The organism is Bacteroides sp. AM54-2NS (genome assembly GCF_003602935.1).
Classification (GTDB): domain Bacteria; phylum Bacteroidota; class Bacteroidia; order Bacteroidales; family Bacteroidaceae; genus Bacteroides; species Bacteroides xylanisolvens.
Map to the genome: position 1 here is coordinate 87,203 of NZ_QTMZ01000012.1, position 18,480 is coordinate 105,682.

The 18,480-nt window shown below is 42.0% G+C and carries 18 protein-coding genes and 2 pseudogenes; 12 read left to right on the forward strand and 8 right to left on the reverse strand.

The features are described from left to right. The first annotated feature begins 16 nt into the window (after positions 1-16). The 3 genes from DXA05_RS09800 to DXA05_RS09810 all read left to right on the forward strand — a co-directional run bounded on the left by DXA05_RS09800 (position 17) and on the right by DXA05_RS09810 (position 4,589). Complete coding sequence (locus DXA05_RS09800; protein WP_049703497.1) at positions 17-1,060, forward strand: porin; 1,044 nt, start codon at positions 17-19, stop codon at positions 1,058-1,060. 129 nt (positions 1,061-1,189) lie between these two features. Continuing rightward, entirely contained in the window at positions 1,190-2,374 is a 1,185-nt protein-coding gene (locus DXA05_RS09805) for a DUF418 domain-containing protein (RefSeq protein WP_004314226.1), read from the forward strand. 7 nt (positions 2,375-2,381) lie between these two features. Beyond that, the gene (locus DXA05_RS09810; protein ID WP_256145408.1) at positions 2,382-4,589 is read left to right on the forward strand and encodes a tetratricopeptide repeat protein; all 2,208 of its coding nucleotides are present in this window, start codon (positions 2,382-2,384) and stop codon (positions 4,587-4,589) included. 143 nt (positions 4,590-4,732) lie between these two features. Here DXA05_RS09810 and DXA05_RS09815 read toward each other — a convergent pair whose 3' ends face one another. The 5 genes from DXA05_RS09815 to DXA05_RS09835 all read right to left on the reverse strand — a co-directional run bounded on the left by DXA05_RS09815 (position 4,733) and on the right by DXA05_RS09835 (position 7,563). Continuing rightward, a complete protein-coding gene (locus tag DXA05_RS09815) occupies positions 4,733-5,314 on the reverse strand; it encodes a Maf-like protein (RefSeq protein ID WP_128859120.1) in 582 nt (193 codons plus the stop codon). A 70-nt stretch (positions 5,315-5,384) separates the two neighbouring features. After that, a complete protein-coding gene (locus DXA05_RS09820) occupies positions 5,385-5,906 on the reverse strand; it encodes an HAD-IIIA family hydrolase (RefSeq protein ID WP_008026011.1) in 522 nt (173 codons plus the stop codon). Continuing rightward, the gene (locus tag DXA05_RS09825) at positions 5,887-6,681 is read right to left on the reverse strand and encodes a Rossmann-like and DUF2520 domain-containing protein (protein WP_128859121.1); all 795 of its coding nucleotides are present in this window, start codon (positions 6,679-6,681) and stop codon (positions 5,887-5,889) included. The genes DXA05_RS09820 and DXA05_RS09825 overlap by 20 nt, the downstream gene beginning before the upstream one ends. 7 nt (positions 6,682-6,688) lie before the next feature. Continuing rightward, positions 6,689-7,024 carry a hypothetical protein gene (locus DXA05_RS09830; RefSeq protein ID WP_004314220.1) on the reverse strand — a complete coding sequence of 112 codons (336 nt, stop codon included), beginning with the start codon at positions 7,022-7,024 and terminating at the stop codon, positions 6,689-6,691. A 2-nt stretch (positions 7,025-7,026) separates the two neighbouring features. Then, positions 7,027-7,563 (reverse strand): nitroreductase family protein, encoded by a 537-nt coding sequence (locus DXA05_RS09835; RefSeq protein WP_008771322.1) that lies wholly within the window; start codon positions 7,561-7,563, stop codon positions 7,027-7,029. A gap of 180 nt (positions 7,564-7,743) precedes the next feature. On the opposite strand from DXA05_RS09835, the gene DXA05_RS09840 reads away from it, so the two are divergent. After that, positions 7,744-7,968 (forward strand): hypothetical protein, encoded by a 225-nt coding sequence (locus tag DXA05_RS09840; protein WP_008026002.1) that lies wholly within the window; start codon positions 7,744-7,746, stop codon positions 7,966-7,968. Positions 7,969-8,057: 89 nt separating this feature from the next. On the opposite strand, the gene DXA05_RS09845 is transcribed toward DXA05_RS09840, so the two are convergent. Next, positions 8,058-8,600 (reverse strand): carbonic anhydrase, encoded by a 543-nt coding sequence (locus DXA05_RS09845; protein WP_004300877.1) that lies wholly within the window; start codon positions 8,598-8,600, stop codon positions 8,058-8,060. A 150-nt stretch (positions 8,601-8,750) separates the two neighbouring features. Here DXA05_RS09845 and DXA05_RS09850 point away from each other — a divergent pair, with 150 nt between their 5' ends. The 6 genes and pseudogenes from DXA05_RS09850 (at position 8,751) to DXA05_RS09875 (ending at position 14,479) form a co-directional block, all read left to right on the forward strand. Further along, positions 8,751-9,749, forward strand: coding sequence for a GNAT family N-acetyltransferase (locus tag DXA05_RS09850; RefSeq protein WP_128859122.1), 999 nt, complete (start codon positions 8,751-8,753; stop codon positions 9,747-9,749). Between the two features lie 175 nt (positions 9,750-9,924). Then, positions 9,925-10,328 (forward strand): annotated as a pseudogene (mce, locus tag DXA05_RS09855) (methylmalonyl-CoA epimerase). 157 nt (positions 10,329-10,485) lie between these two features. Next, positions 10,486-11,909, forward strand: a pseudogene (locus DXA05_RS09860) (acyl-CoA carboxylase subunit beta). Between the two features lie 31 nt (positions 11,910-11,940). Then, positions 11,941-12,861, forward strand: a complete 921-nt coding sequence (locus DXA05_RS09865) for an OadG family transporter subunit (RefSeq protein WP_004314216.1) — start codon at positions 11,941-11,943, stop codon at positions 12,859-12,861. 24 nt (positions 12,862-12,885) lie between these two features. Continuing rightward, positions 12,886-13,317, forward strand: a complete 432-nt coding sequence (locus DXA05_RS09870; RefSeq protein WP_004300895.1) for a biotin/lipoyl-containing protein — start codon at positions 12,886-12,888, stop codon at positions 13,315-13,317. Between the two features lies 1 nt (position 13,318). Then, positions 13,319-14,479 carry a sodium ion-translocating decarboxylase subunit beta gene (locus DXA05_RS09875; protein WP_004300899.1) on the forward strand — a complete coding sequence of 387 codons (1,161 nt, stop codon included), beginning with the start codon at positions 13,319-13,321 and terminating at the stop codon, positions 14,477-14,479. Between the two features lie 184 nt (positions 14,480-14,663). Here the strand turns inward: DXA05_RS09875 and DXA05_RS09880 are convergent, their stop codons facing one another. Beyond that, positions 14,664-15,668 carry a class II fructose-bisphosphate aldolase gene (locus tag DXA05_RS09880; RefSeq protein ID WP_004300904.1) on the reverse strand — a complete coding sequence of 335 codons (1,005 nt, stop codon included), beginning with the start codon at positions 15,666-15,668 and terminating at the stop codon, positions 14,664-14,666. 433 nt (positions 15,669-16,101) lie between these two features. Between DXA05_RS09880 and DXA05_RS09885 the strand changes: the two genes are divergently transcribed. Beyond that, positions 16,102-16,356, forward strand: a complete 255-nt coding sequence (locus tag DXA05_RS09885) for a type B 50S ribosomal protein L31 (RefSeq protein ID WP_004300906.1) — start codon at positions 16,102-16,104, stop codon at positions 16,354-16,356. A gap of 152 nt (positions 16,357-16,508) precedes the next feature. On the opposite strand, the gene DXA05_RS09890 is transcribed toward DXA05_RS09885, so the two are convergent. Then, complete coding sequence (locus DXA05_RS09890; RefSeq protein WP_128859123.1) at positions 16,509-17,723, reverse strand: ATP-binding protein; 1,215 nt, start codon at positions 17,721-17,723, stop codon at positions 16,509-16,511. A gap of 193 nt (positions 17,724-17,916) precedes the next feature. Here DXA05_RS09890 and DXA05_RS09895 point away from each other — a divergent pair, with 193 nt between their 5' ends. Further along, on the forward strand, positions 17,917-18,324 hold the full coding sequence (locus tag DXA05_RS09895) for a hypothetical protein (protein ID WP_004304410.1): 408 nt from the start codon (positions 17,917-17,919) through the stop codon (positions 18,322-18,324). The last annotated feature ends 156 nt before the right edge of the window (positions 18,325-18,480 follow it).

Sequence of the window (18,480 nt, forward strand, 5' to 3'; positions counted from 1 at the left end):
AAATAACAACTAACTCATGCGAAAAACACTACTCCAACTCTTAACCTTTGTATTATGCATTACAGGTATGCAAAATCCTCTCCTGGCACAGGAGCAGACACCACTAAATCAAGTTGTCAACACACTGAAAGAACGGATTAGTCTCTCCGGATATGCCCAATTGGGATATACTTATGACGATGCAGCGAACCCGGACAATACATTCGACATCAAACGAATCATTTTCATGGCACACGGAAAGATCACCAAACGGTGGACTTGTGATTTTATGTATGACTTCTACAATGGGGGCATGTTACTCGAAGTGTATACCGATTATCAGTTTCTCCCCGGACTTACGGCACGTATCGGTGAATTCAAGGTTCCTTATACCATAGAAAATGAATTATCTCCTACCACAGTAGAACTCATCAATTGTTATTCGCAGTCGGTTTGTTATCTGGCGGGAGTAAGCGGCAGCGATAAGTGTTACGGAATGACGTCCGGACGGGATATCGGTATGATGCTTCACGGAAAATTATTTCGCGACTTCCTGCAATACAAAGTGGCTGTAATGAACGGACAGGGATTGAACACCAAAGACAAAAACAGTCAAAAAGATGTAGTCGGTAACTTGATGGTTAATCCGCTGAAATGGTTATCCGTAGGTGGTTCGTTTATCCGCGGAACAGGACATGCCATAGCAGATTCGGAATATACCGGAATTAAAGCCGGAGAAAATTACGCCAAGAAACGCTGGAGTGCAGGAGGGGTTGTCACCACTTCCACCTTTAATCTGCGCACGGAATATCTTGCCGGAAAAGACCGGAGTGTGAAAAGCGAAGGTTTCTATGCAACAGGCAGTGTACGCTTCGCCCGGAATTTCGATTTCATCGCTTCGTTCGATTATTTCAACCCGAACAAAGCTGCTGATTTCAAACAGAATAACTATATTGCAGGCGTACAATACTGGTTCTACCCTAGATGCCGCTTACAAGCACAATATACCTTTTGCGACAAGAAAGGAGACGGACAAAAAGACTCCAATCTGATACAGGCACAGGTGCAGGTAAGGTTTTAAATTAAGTATCAATTAAGTATCAAGTATTAAGTATTAGCATCCGGTATTAGGGCTGGAGTAACAGTATAAAACAGCGGAATCAAATAATTATAGAATATCAACCTTATAAATAACAGAAACGAAGAAATCATGGAACACAAAATCGCGGAAACCAACGCCCGAATAGACGTGGCCGACGTATTAAGAGGATTAGCAGTAATGGGAATTATTCTCTTACACAGTATTGAACATTTTAATTTCTACTCTTTCCCAGAAGAAGTACCTTTTGAATGGATGAAATTTACCGATCAGGCTATTTGGAGAGGGTTATTCTTCACATTCAGTAACAAAGCATACGCTGTGTTTGCCCTGCTCTTCGGTTTTAGTTTCTACATTCAGGACAACAACCAACAACGGAGAGGGAAAGATTTCCGCTTGCGTTTTTTATGGAGATTATTCATTCTCTTCATGATAGGACAGTTCAATGCCGCTTTCTTTACCGGTGAAATATTGACTATGTATGCGATTTTAGGAATTATCCTTCCGATATTCTGCCGGATGAGCGACCGCACGGTTGTCATCTTCGCTACTTTACTAATTTTACAACCTATCGATTGGGTGAAATTGATTTATGCTTTGTGTAATCCTGACTATGTGGCAGGAAAAAGTTTGGCAGGTTATTATTTCAGCATTGCTTTCGACGTACAAAAGAACGGAACTTTCCTCGAAACAGTCCGCATGAATATGTGGGAAGGACAACTGGCCAATATGACCTGGGCACTGGAACATGGACGTATCTTACAGACACCGGGGTTATTCTTATTCGGAATGCTTGTCGGTCGCCGCAAATATTTCCTGTACAGCGAACAGAACGAACGCCTGTGGTTAAAGGCATTGGCCGTTTCGCTTCTCTGCTTCTTCCCCATCTACGGATTGAACAATATGCTGCCGGAATTCATCGAACGAAGTGCCATCCTTGTTCCCTTGCAATTGATATTAAGTTCATTCAGTAGCCTTAGCTTCATGGTATTGCTGGTAACAGGATTACTGCTGACTTTCTACCGTGTGAAAGACCGCAGTTTCTTTATGCGTTTCACATCTTATGGTAAAATGAGTTTAACGAACTACCTCGGGCAATCTATTTTCGGTTCTCTTTTGTTCTATCATTGGGGATTTGAACTTGGACGATATTTAGGAATCACTTACAGTTTCCTTTTTGGCATCCTTTTTGTTCTATTACAAATGGTATTTTGTTCGTGGTGGCTCCGACACCATAAGCACGGTCCTTTTGAAGGTCTCTGGAAACGTTTGACCTGGATTGGAAAAAATAAATAATTAAAGAATGATGAACGAAAAAACGATTAATGAACAATACGCATATATACGTACTTTACTTGAAGAGAAAAGACTCAAAGAAGCCTTAATGCAGTTGGAATCTTTGCTGTGGCAGTGTCCTGACTGGGATCTGCGCACTCGCCTGGAACAATTGCAGACTTCCTACAAATATATGCTGGAATACATGAAACAGGGAGCAAACGACCCTGACCGGTGGAATCTGTATCAAAAAATGGTAGCAGACACCTGGGGAATTGCCGACCAATCACGTTTGCTCATGTTGGACAACGCTTCATCAAGATATTATCATGAGGTACGCCGCACTCCCAGATCGACGGACTTGTCGAACTATGGTATCAAAACAATATTACACATATTGGAGTCATTTAATGACGACTTGGCAGTCAGCGGATTACTGTCTGACGAAAAGATGGATGAAGTATTAAGACGGCATGAAGATACGCTCAAGTTTATGTTTATAAGAACATGGACAAACAGTGCATGGACTCCCGAGGACGAGGAAGACGCAAAAGCTATGCTTGCCTCGGAATTACTTCCGGGAGATGACTTATGCTTATTTGTCAGTGCCCTCACATTGAGCTTGATGGAATGTTTCGACTTACGAAAAATAATGTGGCTGCTCAATGCTTACGAACACCCTAACGTCAACGTCAGCCAACGGGCATTGGTAGGTACAATGATTATCTTCCACATCTACAGAAGCCGTCTTTCTTTTTATCCGGAACTTATCAAAAGGGTAGATCTCATGGAGGAAATACCTTCATTCAGAGAAGACGTCGCACGTATTTACCGCCAAATGCTATTGTGTCAGGAAACGGAAAAGATTGATAAAAAGATGAGGGAAGAGATTATTCCTGAAATGCTGAAGAATGTTTCCTCCATGAAAAATATGCGGTTCGGTTTTGAAGAAAACGATGAAGAAAACAATGATATGAACCCGGATTGGGAAGATGCGTTCGAGAAGTCCGGCCTGGGAGATAAATTGCGTGAAATGAACGAATTGCAATTAGAGGGCGCAGATGTGTATATGAGCACTTTTGCCGCATTGAAAAATTATCCGTTCTTCCGCGAGGTGCATAACTGGTTTTATCCATTCAGCAAACAACAGTCCAATGTACTCAAAGCAATGAAACAAGCGGGAAATCAGGGAGGCAGTCTGCTGGATTTAATTCTTCAATCGGGCTTTTTCAGCAACAGCGATAAGTACTCGCTCTTTTTCACGATTCATCAATTGCCACAGTCGCAACAAGATATGATGTTGAGTCAGTTGAACGAACAGCAGGTGGCAGAATTGGCAGAGAAATCGAATGTTGAAACAATGAAGAGGTTCAATGAACGTCCGGGAACGGTCAGTAACCAATACCTGCACGACTTGTACCGTTTCTTCAAACTTAGTGTACGCAAGAGTGAGTTCAGAGATATTTTTAAAGAGAAGCTCGATCTTCATCACGTTCCTGCACTCGACAATATCTTGTATTGGGAAGATGTATTGTTCCCCATTGCCGATTTTTATCTGGCAAAGGAACGTTGGGACGAGGCTATTGAAATTTATGAAGAACTGGAGTCTATTGGAGGATTCGAAGGAGAAAGTGCGGAATATTATCAGAAGTTTGGCTATGCATTACAGAAAAGAAAGAAATATGCAGAAGCTATTCAGGCTTATCTGAAAGCAGACACGCTGAAGCCGGATAATATCTGGAACAATCGCCACCTGGCTATTTGTTACCGGTTAAACAGAAACTATCAGGCTGCACTCACTTATTATAAAAAGGTAGAAGAAGCTGCTCCGGAAGATACCAATGTGACTTTCTATATCGGTAGTTGCCTGGCTGAACTGGGACAATATGAAGAAGCTCTGAATTATTTCTTCAAATTGGATTTCATCGAGAACAATTGTATAAAGGCATGGCGCGGCATCGGTTGGTGCTCGTTCATCAGTCAGAAATATGAACAGGCGATGAAATATTATGAAAAGATTATTGGACAAAAGCCGCTGGCTATTGATTATATGAACGCAGGGCATGTGGCCTGGGTAATGGGAGATATTCAGAAAGCTGCCGTTTTCTACGGAAAAGCCATTACAGCTAGTGGGAACCGGGAAAGATTCTTGGAGATGTTCCACAAAGATGAAGAATCTCTTCTCACACAAGGGATTCGAGAAGAGGACATTCCTCTGATGTTGGATTTATTATAGTCTCCTGCATCTTTCAATTCGGGATATTCAGTAAATATCCCTGCTTAAGAATACAGAAAAAGGCTGCCTCATTTTCTATTTTGAGGCAGCCTTCTCATATTATTGGGGTAAGTAGAAATATTCAGATAGATTCAGGATCCTTACTATAACTTTTTCAACTCTCCATACAACTTCTGTATGGGAAGTCCCATAATATTATAGAAGCTACCTGAAATTGATTTCACACCGATATACCCGATCCATTCCTGGACACCATAGGCTCCTGCCTTATCCATCGGCTGATAGCGGTCGACATAATACTGGATTTCATCTTCTGACAAGACATCAAACAATACTTCGGAAGAAGCGGTAAAGCTTTTTTGCCATTCGGTAGTAGTCAAGCAAACACCTGTGAAAACCTGATGAGACTTCCCCGAAAGAGCACGAAGCATTTCAATGGCCCCTTCCCTACCTTCCGGTTTTCCAAGTACTTTTCCATCCATCCAGACAATGGTATCTGCTGTAATCAATAATTCTCCCGGCTGCATCATGGTACGGTAGGCATCTGCTTTTTCACGAGCAATATATTCGGGTATTTCAGCACCAACCAATGTATCCGGATATGACTCGTCTACATCCGGCAATGTTCTGACTACATAGTCCACTCCCAAGCCTGACATCAATTCTTTCCGACGGGGAGAATTGGAGGCTAGTATAATCTGATATTTCTTTAAATTATCAAGCATGATTCGATTTATGATTTATAATTTATGGTTTATGGTTGAAAATACTTTTTATTGATGTCACCAGTTGATTTCACCAGCCGAAAGCATCTTCTGCCATCCACAGACCATGAGCTTTCAGTACTTGCTCCACTACATCACGTCCGCAGCCACGTCCGCCGTCTGCATAAGAGATATACTTTGCTACGGATTTCACTTCCGGCACGGCATCTTTCGGACAACATGGAAGTCCACATTCACGCATCACTTCAATATCCGGAACATCATCGCCCATATAGAGAATTTCATCATCGGTCAGTCCGTATTTATCACGAAAATCACGATAGTCGTGTATCTTGACGGCGGATCCCATATACAGATCCTTCACTCCCAGTCCTTCAAAACGGATACGCACTGCTTCTGTACGGCCACCGGTGATGATGGCTATGTGAAGTCCTTTTTTCACAGCCAACTGGATAGCGTACCCATCTTTGATATTCACAGTACGCATCGGCTCTCCGGAAGGATGCAAAGGTACGGTTGTCGAACTCAATACTCCGTCTACATCAAAAGCTAAAGCCTTGATACGGGATAAATCATAGTTGATGGTGCTCATGGATACTTTTGCTCATTAGTTTATATATTTCCTGCAATGTCGGAGAATCTACCAACATGGCAAGATGATTGTTCATCACATTCTCATCGTAACGAACAGCGGGTCCGGTCTGTGCATCACGTGGTGCCAGCTCATGTACTTTACGTGCCGTTTCGTCTATCAGCGGAAGCATGACATCGAAAGGCAAGTTGTATTTTTCAAGCAAGTCAGCAGCTAATGCATACATGTGATTTGTGAAGTTGCAGATAAAAACAGCAGCCAAATGAAGGCTTTTACGCTGCTCGGAAGAAGCTTCGTAAACTTTCTCCGAAAGAGTGGCGGCAACAGCTTTCAAGAACTCTACATCTTCCGGTCGTTTCGCTTCAACAAAGAAAGGCACTTCCTGAAAATTGACTTCACGTTGTTTGCTGAATGTCTGCATCGGATAAAATACTCCATACCGTTCTGCATACCCTTCCCAAATACTCATCGGGATACTTCCCGCGGTATGCACCAACAAAGAATTCTGTTTTCCTTCTGTTATCTGCGGCAACAAATCTACTAAAGCGGCATCTTTCAAAGATACAATATACAATTTGGCATCTTTGGAGACTTCCTGTAAATCTGTAGTATATTCAGCTTCAACTTTCTCGGCTAAAGTACGGGCAGATTCCATGGTCCGGCTATATACCTGCACAATACGGAAGCCTTTATGATAGAGAGCCTTCGCCAGATTAGTAGCCAGATTACCTGCGCCAATAAACACAATCGGTGTATCTTCTATACTTCTCTTCATTATTTCCTTACCGTTTTGCAAACCAGAATAAAATGATGCCGACAATGAGCAAAGTCAATGGCAGCAGATACCCGGATAACGAACCCAGCAATGATATTACCAGACTGATATTCATCACCAGCCAAAGACCAAGTAACACAAAACCAATTGATTTGTCGCGTTTGAAAATAAGAAAACAGATCGAAGCATACAATAACATATTGTCTTTATTCATCACCCAAGGTAGTCCAATAGTGGAGAAATGAATCAGTTTATCAATCAGATAAAGTGCTCCGATAACGATAAAGGTAACAGCAGTAGCCAAATAAGTATCTTTGCTGTTACTCGCTTTAGCAGCTCCCATATTTATTTTCCTCCGAATTTATTTATGTGAATTTTCTCCCATTGAAGATGTTCTTCGTTGAAAGGTTTACGTTCCATCCCTTTATGTCCGATAGCAATAACGGAAAGAATTTGAAGTTGCAGAGGAATACCCAAGATTCCATGAACAAATTCATCGGAAGGCATTCCGGTAGCAGTGAAACGTTCGCGGACCTGCACCCAGCAGCTTCCCAAGCCGAGATCTTCGGCCTGCAACTGTATCATGATAGAAGCAATAGAAGCATCTTCAATCCAAACATCACTGGCCAACGGATCGGCCATTACCACAATTGCCAAAGCAGCGTCGGCAATGAATGAAGAAGCCTGTTCCTTACAATGAGACAATTCTTTCAATACCTCTTTATCATCAATCACTACAAACTGCCAACTATTACTACGTTTGGAAGAGGGAGACATCAAAGCTGCTTTCATCAACGTAACGACCTGATCTTGTGTCAACTCTTCATCGGTGAACTTCCGCATACTACGACGGTTCTTTATTAATTCACTGAAATTTTCCATATTATTTTCCGGTTTCATTTGATTAATGTATGCAAAGATAATGCAAACCGAGCGTAATAGGAAATAAAAGTATCTTTTTCATTTCTATTGTCAGAAGGGAATCTATGACATGAAAAGAGTGCCAAATACTCCACTAAATGAAGAATATATTGTATCTTTGCACAGATAAATAATTTCATTATGAAAAAGCGAATTACACAAGACGATTACATTAAAGCGAATCGTAAAGCCAGCCGTGAGGCAGAAATTGAGATGTACGGGCACCCTATTTGTCACAAACGAGTGCACCAGTCAAAGAAAGTATATAACCGCAGAAAGATAAAGGCAGCCGATAAAAAGCTGCCTTATTTTTTTGTCTTCAAAATAGCGTCACTATCCTCCAGACATAGCGACACTATACAATAGGAATGGCGTCACTATCATGATAGGATAGCGTCACTATATTTAAGGGATTAAAAAAGAAGTTTATCTATTTACCTAATCTATCTAATTATCTATACAATCCGAGTTAATTCCCCGGTTGTAGAATCAATAATAAACCCGTAGACTGTCACATCTGAAGGGATCAAAGGATGACGCACGATAAAATCTACCGTTCCTCTCACCGACTTTTCCGTATCTTCGAAGCCATCCAGCCACGAATGAAAGTCAACTCCGCAGAAACGCATCATGTCAATATAATCCGGATTGATTCCGCGTGCTTTCATTTTTTCGAGCATTACTTCACTGTGCATGTGGCAAGCTCCACAGTCAGAATGAGCAATCACCATTATTTCCTCTACCCCCAACTCAAAAATAGCTACAAGTAAACTACGTATCACGCTACCGAAAGGATGGGAAATAACGCCACCTGCATTTTTTATCATTTTCACATCGCCATTCTTAATTCCTAATGCGGCTGGAAGCAAAGCAGTCAGTCGGGTGTCCATACAGGAAAGAATAGCTATTTTCTTATCGGGATATTTATTAGTAATATACGATTCGTATCCCTTGTTCTCAACAAATTGCTTGTTGTAAGCTAAAATTTCTTCTAACATAGTTCCGCTTTTTAAAAGTTCTGTTCGATTACACAAAGATAGAAAAAATATATAAAGGTGCATTTTTTACAACTATATATATCAAGCAGCTCCAACAAATTCTTTGTTTTGTTGTTGAATAAAGAATAAAAAGTGTAAATTTGTACCTAGATGCCACTTAAACTAACCACATATTATCATGGGAAGGACATTCCTGAATTACCAGGAAAAAACGCCTTCCATTCCAAAGAGTTATTTCAGATTTATGAAGCGACTCCGGGCTATACTCCTTTATTAATAGTGGCAACAGAAGACGGCAGACCTATGGCACGCCTGCTTGCTGCCATCCGCAAAGCGAAAAAGTGGCTTCCCTCCTCTTTAGTGAAACATTGCGTAGTATATAGCGAAGGTGAATTTCTGGATGAGTCGCTTTCGACCAACAAAGAAAAGACAGAAGAAATCTTTGGCGATATGCTCGAACATCTCACACAAGAAGCATCGCGTAGCTGTGTCCTGATCGAATTCCGAAACCTCAATAATTCGATGTTCGGTTACCGGGTTTTCCGTGCCAATGATTATTTCCCTGTCAATTGGCTGCGGGTACGCAATTCGCTGCACAGTATGAAAAAGACGGAAGACCGGTTCAGCCCGTCACGCATCCGTCAGATAAAAAAAGGACTCAAGAATGGAGCCAAAGTAGAGGAGGCACATACCGTGGAAGAAATACACGATTTCTCACGGATGCTGCACAAGGTTTATTCCTCCCGCATACGTAGATATTTCCCTGCCAACGACTTTTTCCGTCACATGAACGATATGCTAATCAAAGGACAACAGGCAAAAATATTCGTAGTAAAATACAAAGAGAAAATCATTGGCGGTTCCGTCTGTATCTACTCGGGAGATGACGCCTACCTTTGGTTCTCCGGAGGAATGAGAAAGACATACGCACTTCAGTATCCGGGAGTGCTGGCCGTTTGGAAGGCATTGGAAGACGCCCGCCAACGGGGATTCCGCCACATGGAATTTATGGATGTAGGACTTCCGTTCCGCAAACACGGTTATCGTGATTTCGTTCTCCGATTCGGAGGAAAGCAGAGCAGTACCCGCCGCTGGTTCCGTGTCAATTGGAATTGGCTGAACAAACTCTTAGTCAAATTTTACATCTAAATGTAATCTCAAGATTACAAAACAACTCTTCATACTCCTTCCCTACCATTTTTTCTGTTTAATAATCCAATAATTAAATGCAGAAATATTTCTTTATTAGGTAAGAAATGTCTTTCTTTGTGCTGTTTTATGCCATATAAGCACATGATTAAAACCAAATAAAAAAAGTATAGTTATGAAGATTTCACACATTGAACATCTGGGCATTGCTGTAAAAAGCATCGAAGAAGCCCTTCCTTACTACGAAAATGTATTAGGTCTGAAGTGTTACAACATTGAAACAGTGGAAGATCAGAAAGTAAGAACTGCTTTTTTAAAAGTAGGCGAAACCAAAATTGAACTGTTGGAGCGACTTGCCCGGAGAGTACTATTGCCAAATTCATTGAAAACAAAGGTGCAGGTGTTCACCATGTAGCCTTTGCTGTAGAAAATGGCGTAGCCAATGCTTTGGCAGAAGCAGAAAGCAAAGAAATCCGCCTTATCGACAAAGCTCCCCGCAAGGGTGCTGAAGGTTTGAATATTGCTTTCCTTCACCCGAAATCAACTTTGGGCGTGTTGACAGAACTCTGCGAACATTAATCATAAACTCTAAAACCAACAAGAACTCATGAGTAATCAACTTGAAAAAATTAAAGAGCTTATTGAACGCCGTGCCGTAGCACGTATCGGAGGCGGTGAAAAAGCGATTGCGAAGCAACATGAAAAAGGGAAATACACAGCACGCGAGCGTTTGGCTATGCTGCTTGACGAGGGTAGCTTCGAAGAAATGGACATGTTCGTTGAGCACAGATGCACGAACTTCGGAATGGAGAAAAAACATTATCCGGGAGACGGTGTAGTACCGGCTGCGGTACAATCGAAGGACGTCTGGTATATGTGTTCGCACAGGACTTCACTGTTTCTGCCGGTTCACTGTCAGAAACAATGTCATTGAAGATTTGTAAAATTATGGATCAGGCCATGAAGATGGGTGCTCCTTGTATCGGTATCAACGACTCGGGTGGTGCACGTATCCAGGAAGGTATCAACGCTTTGGCCGGTTATGCAGAAATTTTCCAACGCAATATCCTTGCTTCCGGTGTTATCCCACAGATTTCAGGTATCTTCGGTCCTTGTGCCGGCGGTGCTGTTTATTCTCCGGCTCTGACCGACTTCACGCTGATGATGGAAGGTACTTCTTATATGTTCCTTACCGGACCAAAAGTGGTGAAGACCGTAACAGGTGAAGACGTTAGCCAGGAAAACCTCGGTGGCGCAAGCGTTCACTCCACTAAATCGGGTGTGACTCATTTCACCGCCCAAACAGAAGAAGAAGGTTTCGAACTGATTCGCAAACTGTTGAGCTATATTCCTCAAAACAACCTTGAAGAAGCTCCTTATGTAGATTGCACAGACCCAATCGACCGTCTGGAAGATTCTTTGAACGATATTATCCCCGACAGCCCTACTAAACCGTATGACATGTACGAAGTGATCGGCGCTATTGTGGACAACGGTGAATTCCTTGAAATCCAGAAAGATTATGCAAAGAATATCATCATCGGTTTCGCCCGCTTCAACGGCCAATCGGTAGGTATCGTTGCTAATCAGCCTAAGTATCTGGCTGGTGTGCTCGATAGCAACGCATCTCGTAAGGGTGCACGTTTCGTTCGTTTCTGCGATGCATTCAATATTCCTATCGTATCGTTGGTAGACGTACCGGGATTCCTTCCGGGAACAGGTCAGGAATACAATGGCGTTATCCTTCATGGTGCTAAACTGTTGTATGCTTACGGTGAAGCTACTGTGCCTAAGGTTACTATTACATTGCGTAAATCTTACGGTGGTTCTCACATCGTAATGAGCTGTAAGCAACTTCGCGGTGACATGAACTACGCATGGCCTACTGCCGAAATCGCAGTAATGGGTGGTGCAGGAGCAGTAGAAGTATTGTACGCACGCGAAGCCAAAGATCAGGAAAACCCTGCTCAATTCCTTGCAGAGAAAGAAGCAGAATACACGAAACTGTTCGCCAATCCTTACAATGCAGCTAAATATGGCTACATCGACGATGTGATTGAACCGCGCAACACACGTTTCCGTGTGATCCGTGCTTTGCAGCAGTTGCAGACTAAGAAATTGAGCAATCCGGCTAAGAAGCATGGTAATATTCCGTTGTAATCCTACTTTTCACATTAAAACAAGAACGATTATGAACAAAACCAAAATCGGAATATTCCTTTCTTTGCTGTTGCTGATTGGTCTGACTTCTTGTGGAGAGCAAAAGTCGAACAATAAGCTGGTGCTAAACGAAATCCTGATAGACAATCAGAGTAATTTTCAGGACGATTACGGATTGCACAGCGCATGGATTGAAATATTCAATAAATCATTCGGTAGCGCCGACCTGGCAGCTTGCTTGCTGAAAGTAAGCAGCCAACCGGGCGATACAGTTACTTATTTTATCCCGAAAGGTGATATACTTACCTTAGTGAAACCACGCCAACATGCACTATTCTGGGCAGATGGCGAACCTAACCGTGGTACTTTCCATACCAGCTTCAAGCTGAATCCGGAAACAGCTAACTGGGTTGGTCTGTTCGACTCCGGCAAGAAGTTGCTCGACCAGATTGTAGTGCCTGCAGGCGCTCTCGGTCCCAACCAATCATACGCTCGTGTAAGCGACGGGGCAGCTGAATGGGAAGTAAAAAGTGGAAGCGGTGACAAATACGTGACTCCGAGCACCAACAACAAGACTCTTGACAGCAATTCCAAGATGGAAAAGTTTGAAGAACACGATGCTGATGGCGTTGGAATGTCCATTTCTGCCATGAGCGTAGTATTCTGCGGATTGATTCTTCTCTTTATTGCTTTTAAGATTGTAGGAAAAGTAGCCGTTAATTTGAGCAAGCGCAACGCTATGAAATCTAAAGGCATTGACAAGCATGAAGCTAAGGAACTGTCACAGGCTCCGGGCGAAGTATACGCTGCTATTTCTATGGCATTACACGAAATGCAGGATGAGGTGCACGACGTAGAAGAAACGGTACTGACCATCACCCGCGTAAAACGCAGCTACTCACCATGGAGTTCGAAGATTTACACTTTGCGTGAAACTCCTCCCAGAAAGTAAGTCACCTTTTAAAAAGTAAAAACGATGAAAGAATATAAATATAAAATCAACGGTAACTCATATAAAGTAACCATCGGAGATATTGAAGACAACATCGCTCATGTAGAAGTGAACGGTACACACTATAAAGTAGAAATGGAGAAACAGCCGAAGCCTGTTGCGAAACCCGTGACAGTACGCCCGATGCCTAATGCTCCTGCTGCTCCTACTCAAGTAGTGAAACCGACCGCTCCGTCTACCGGAAAATCAGGAGTAAAATCTCCGCTGCCGGGTGTGATCCTCGACATCAAAGTGAATGTAGGCGATACTGTAAAGAAAGGACAGACCATTATCATATTGGAAGCCATGAAGATGGAAAACAATATCAATGCGGATAAGGACGGTAAGATTACTGCCATCAACGTCAACAAGGGAGACTCTGTTCTTGAAGGTAATGACCTCGTAATTATTGAATAATATGGGAGACTTTATAAACTTTTTAGGAAATAACCTGGCCGACTTCTGGACATACACAGGCTTTGCCAATGCTACGGTAGGGCATGTAGTCATGATTCTCGTTGGCTTGGTATTCATCTATTTGGCAATAGCCAAAGAGTTCGAACCGATGCTGCTGATTCCTATCGGTTTCGGTATATTGATCGGTAACATACCTTTTAATATGGATGCCGGGCTGAAAGTCGGTATTTATGAAGAAGGTTCTGTATTGAATATATTGTATCAGGGAGTGACCTCCGGCTGGTATCCGCCGCTCATCTTTTTGGGCATCGGTGCCATGACGGACTTCTCGGCACTTATCTCTAATCCAAAATTGATGCTGATCGGTGCAGCTGCACAATTCGGTATCTTCGGTGCTTATATGATCGCGTTAGAAATGGGCTTCGACCCGATGCAAGCCGGTGCTATCGGTATCATTGGTGGAGCAGACGGCCCGACGGCCATCTTCCTTTCTTCCAAGCTAGCACCTAACCTGATGGGAGCCATTGCGGTGTCCGCCTACTCCTATATGGCGTTGGTTCCGGTGATACAGCCGCCTATCATGCGTCTGCTCACCACCAAGAACGAACGTGTCATCCGCATGAAACCGCCGCGTGCCGTTTCTCACACGGAGAAGGTGATTTTCCCGATCATCGGTTTGTTGCTGACTTGTTTCCTGGTTCCTTCCGGTCTGCCTTTGCTGGGTATGCTGTTCTTCGGTAACCTGTTGAAAGAAAGTGGTGTAACCCGCCGTTTGGCTAATACTGCCAGTGGTCCGTTGATTGATACAATCACTATCCTGTTGGGTCTGACAGTAGGTGCTTCTACGCAAGCTTCCGAATTCCTGACGCTCGACTCTATCAAGATCTTTGCTCTCGGTGCATTGTCATTTGTTATTGCAACTGCCTCCGGTGTCATCTTCGTTAAGATCTTCAATATCTTCCTGAAGAAGGGTAATAAGATCAATCCGTTGATCGGTAATGCAGGTGTTTCTGCTGTTCCCGACTCTGCACGTATCTCACAAGTGATTGGTTTGGAATATGATTCGACCAACTATTTGCTGATGCACGCTATGGGTCCGAACGTTGCCGGAGTGATCGGTTCAGCTGTTGCTGCCGGTATTCTGCTTGGATTCTTGATGTAAGAAACATTATATAATAGATAAGAACACCCGTGTTACATTCAGTTGTGACACGGGTGTTCTTTATTACAGCCATAGTGTTATCTTCTCTCCGTTCTGAAACGATTAAACGTCATAAAAAAGGCTGCCACCGGTGTTCAAACCGGAGCAGCCTCTTTCTTTTATTTATGGAATAATCCGGAGATTATTACTGTGCCAACTTATTGTCAGAACCGAGCACGTTGATTATTTTGTGCTTGTACAGTTTTTCCATGTTGTCACGAGCCGGGCCAAGATACTTACGTGGGTCGAATTCAGCCGGTTTTTCAGCGAATACCTTACGTATAGCAGCAGTCATAGCCAGACGAGAGTCAGAGTCGATGTTGATTTTGCAAACAGCAGACTTAGCAGCTTTACGCAATTCTTCTTCCGGAATGCCGATAGCAGCTTTCAGTGCACCACCATATTTGTTGATAGTTTCCACTTCTTCTTCCGGAACTGAAGATGATCCGTGAAGAACGATAGGGAATCCCGGAAGTTTTTCCATTACAGCGTCCAATACTTCGAAAGCCAATGGAGGAGGAACCATACGGCCAGTCTTCGGGTCGATGTGGCATTGTTCCGGAGTAAATTTGTAAGCACCGTGAGAAGTACCGATTGAGATAGCCAAAGAGTCGCAACCAGTGCGAGTAGCGAAGTCGATTACTTCTTCAGGGTCAGTATATGTGTGATGGTCGGAAGAAACTTCATCTTCTACACCAGCCAATACGCCAAGTTCACCTTCTACAGTTACGTCAAACTGGTGAGCGTATTCAACAACTTTCTTAGTCAATGCTACGTTTTCTTCGTAAGGAAGATGAGAACCATCGATCATTACTGAAGAGAAACCTGAATCGATACAAGATTTGCAAGTTTCGAATGTATCTCCGTGGTCAAGGTGAAGAACGATTTCCGGATGTGCGCAGCCTAATTCTTTAGCATATTCTACAGCACCCTGTGCCATGTAACGCAACAAAGTAGCGTTAGCATACTGACGAGCACCTTTAGAAACCTGAAGAATCACAGGAGATTTAGTTTCAACAGCAGCCTTGATGATAGCCTGCATTTGTTCCATATTGTTGAAGTTGAATGCTGGGATAGCATATCCACCTTTGATAGCCTTAGCAAACATTTCTCTTGTGTTTACCAATCCTAAATCTTTGTAATTTACCATTTTGTTTAAAGTTTATTGTTAGTGAATAAAAATTCTACGCAAAAGTAAGCATTATCCATCGAATAACGAACATCGGAAAGAAAAATATAGTAGAAAAAGGTTTAAATCAGACTGCAAAATTTAGCAGGAATACGAGTGTGACATTAGATTGTAATGTCTACCTTGCAAACTTTGGGATTTATGATTTCTGAATTCTGATTTATGCCTTCGGATTTATATCTCCTTATTTATACCTTATTTATACCTCATTTTTCATCCATTTAATCACCAAAATCTGCATAGCAAATCAGAAATCATAAATTAGAAATCAGAAATTTTAGAAAACCTTTTTCTATTTCACAGAAAAGCATTATCTTTGCGCTCTGAAAATGACCATTACACTATTTCTTACCAAAATAGTAACAGAATATAAATTAAAAAAACAGATACTGAAATGAAAAAAGGCCTTCATCCAGAATCATACCGTCCGGTAGTATTTAAAGATATGTCAAATGGTGACATGTTTTTGTCTAGATCAACTGTAGCAACTAAAGAAACCATCGAATTCGAAGGTGAAACTTATCCGTTGCTGAAGATTGAAATCTCAAACACTTCTCACCCGTTCTATACAGGTAAATCTACATTGGTAGATACTGCAGGTCGTGTTGATAAGTTCATGAGCCGTTACGGTGACCGTAAGAAGAAATAATTCGATCTTTCGTGAAAGATGAAAAAAGAGGAGATTCTCGCAGAGAATTTCCTCTTTTTCGTTTTCTATCCTGCCCCACATTCGTTTTTCATCCTCTTCTATCCTCCTCACAACAAACAGCAGGTCAGTCCGAAAGCCCCCGCCTGTCAGCGTTAAATATCATCCAACAAGAAATCGGCTATATGACGATGCCTGACACCTTCCACATTATCCTGCCACAAGCTGTCCATGCTAACTACATATTTAGGATAATGGTCGTTAATGGCGAGCAAAGGAGCAAACTCCCTCTCAACAGTGGCCTGTGAAGCTAACTGATACGTTACTTGCACATAAATCTTTTCTTCCCGACGGATGGCTACAAAATCCACTTCTTTATCATCCTGTTTGCCTACATACACTTCATAACCCCTCCTTTTCAACTCCAGACAAACCAGATTCTCCAACATACCTGCAATCAACCGGTCACGATAGCCCATCACGGAATAAATCAAAGAAAGGTCACTTACAAAATACTTCTCATTCGTCTGCAGAATTTCCTTTCCTTTAATATCATATCGGGGAATACGTTGAATGATAAAAGCACTTTCCAATGCATTCAGATAATTATAGATGGTATTCATATCCACCTTCCGTTGCTGACTTTTGAAGTAATCAGCTATATTTTTAGCGTTCAGCTTATTGCCTATATTATCGAAAACAAACTTCACTACCCGTTCGAGCAGTTCCACATTCCGGATATTGTGACGCTGCACCGTGTCACGAAGAATGACAGAAGAATAGATGTCGTAGACAATTTTATAGATAGCCTCATATCCATAATCGGCAGTATGTATGGCCGGAAATCCTCCCATACGGAGATATTTCTGAAATTCCTCCTTCCGGTTGAGCGTCGGATCATTGGCCTGCAAGTCATGGAAAGTCAGATATTCTCTAAAAGACAAGGTCATGACATGGAAAGCGACATACCGTCCCGTTAAATAAGTTGCCAGTTCGGACGATAACATACGTGAGTTGGAGCCGGTCACATAAATATCCGTATCCAAATCTACCAGAAGTGAGTTGACCACTTTTTCCCAACCGTCCACTTCCTGAATTTCATCCAAGAGAATATAATATTTACCCGCATCTCCCGCCTGTCCCCGAATATAAGCATACAAAGCCTTCGCCTCTTTCAGATCTATCCACTGAAAACTTTCAAAATTCAGATAGATGATACGTTCTTCACGAACTCCTCTCCTCAACAGTTCGTCACGAATCAGACGCAGCACTACCGACTTTCCACTGCGACGAATACCCGTTATCACTTTTACAAACGGCTTATCTATAAAAGGAACAATTTGTTCCATATACTGTTCACGATTAATCATATTCAAAAGTTTTTAGGGTTATAAGCACAAAGATATACTATTTTCGGAAAGTTTTTAGGGTTATAACCCTAAATAAATCCATAAATTCAGATTCTTTTAGGGTTATAAGCCGAAAAATAAATAAAAGAAATATGACTAAATCCGATTTATTACCAAATAAAGAAAGTACCTTTACCCGACTAATTAATAAAAAATGGAAATAACCGATTTAAAACAAATGACAAAGGAAGAAGTTTTCAATTTCATCAGACAACGCCTTTCTTTCAGTAAAGAGCTGCAAGAACAATTCAGGCATGTGAATAAAGACGATCTCGCAAAAGAACATCGCAGATTCGAAATGTCCGGAAATGAATCAAAGACAGGCCAATGCACGATTTTCAACACAGCGATTCTGAACGAGTTTGCCGATCTTGGCATCTATGATTATACTTCTTATCTTTTTCTCGACTTCCACAATGGCACTCCAACCGTTTATCTCAAATACTTCTCCGAAAATGAAAATTTGGAATATACATTTACCGGATATACCACAACGGAAATCATCTTTGCAATTCTTGAACTGACTATCTTCTCCGGAAAGCCCAAAAGAAATCGCAGCTAAAAAAAGAATTGCACGGAAAGACAATGCGAGGTCAAAAGACTTCTATGGCTTTCGTTTAGGCACGGATTACACGGGTTTCACGGTTCCATTAGACTAAAACCGCGAAATCCGTGTAATCCGTACCTAAATAATATCAATCTAATAGATGGTTTTACT

Bases quoted from the DNA above. Each gene is read 5' to 3' on its own strand.
- DXA05_RS09800 (WP_049703497.1), top strand. From the start codon at position 17: ATGCGAAAAACACTACTCCAACTCTTAACCTTTGTATTATGCATTACA.
- DXA05_RS09805 (WP_004314226.1), top strand. From the start codon at position 1,190: ATGGAACACAAAATCGCGGAAACCAACGCCCGAATAGACGTGGCCGAC.
- DXA05_RS09810 (WP_256145408.1), top strand. From the start codon at position 2,382: ATGATGAACGAAAAAACGATTAATGAACAATACGCATATATACGTACT.
- DXA05_RS09815 (WP_128859120.1), bottom strand. From the start codon at position 5,314: ATGCTTGATAATTTAAAGAAATATCAGATTATACTAGCCTCCAATTCT.
- DXA05_RS09820 (WP_008026011.1), bottom strand. From the start codon at position 5,906: ATGAGCACCATCAACTATGATTTATCCCGTATCAAGGCTTTAGCTTTT.
- DXA05_RS09825 (WP_128859121.1), bottom strand. From the start codon at position 6,681: ATGAAGAGAAGTATAGAAGATACACCGATTGTGTTTATTGGCGCAGGT.
- DXA05_RS09830 (WP_004314220.1), bottom strand. From the start codon at position 7,024: ATGGGAGCTGCTAAAGCGAGTAACAGCAAAGATACTTATTTGGCTACT.
- DXA05_RS09835 (WP_008771322.1), bottom strand. From the start codon at position 7,563: ATGGAAAATTTCAGTGAATTAATAAAGAACCGTCGTAGTATGCGGAAG.
- DXA05_RS09840 (WP_008026002.1), top strand. From the start codon at position 7,744: ATGAAAAAGCGAATTACACAAGACGATTACATTAAAGCGAATCGTAAA.
- DXA05_RS09845 (WP_004300877.1), bottom strand. From the start codon at position 8,600: ATGTTAGAAGAAATTTTAGCTTACAACAAGCAATTTGTTGAGAACAAG.
- DXA05_RS09850 (WP_128859122.1), top strand. From the start codon at position 8,751: ATGCCACTTAAACTAACCACATATTATCATGGGAAGGACATTCCTGAA.
- DXA05_RS09865 (WP_004314216.1), top strand. From the start codon at position 11,941: ATGAACAAAACCAAAATCGGAATATTCCTTTCTTTGCTGTTGCTGATT.
- DXA05_RS09870 (WP_004300895.1), top strand. From the start codon at position 12,886: ATGAAAGAATATAAATATAAAATCAACGGTAACTCATATAAAGTAACC.
- DXA05_RS09875 (WP_004300899.1), top strand. From the start codon at position 13,319: ATGGGAGACTTTATAAACTTTTTAGGAAATAACCTGGCCGACTTCTGG.
- DXA05_RS09880 (WP_004300904.1), bottom strand. From the start codon at position 15,668: ATGGTAAATTACAAAGATTTAGGATTGGTAAACACAAGAGAAATGTTT.
- DXA05_RS09885 (WP_004300906.1), top strand. From the start codon at position 16,102: ATGAAAAAAGGCCTTCATCCAGAATCATACCGTCCGGTAGTATTTAAA.
- DXA05_RS09890 (WP_128859123.1), bottom strand. From the start codon at position 17,723: ATGATTAATCGTGAACAGTATATGGAACAAATTGTTCCTTTTATAGAT.
- DXA05_RS09895 (WP_004304410.1), top strand. From the start codon at position 17,917: ATGGAAATAACCGATTTAAAACAAATGACAAAGGAAGAAGTTTTCAAT.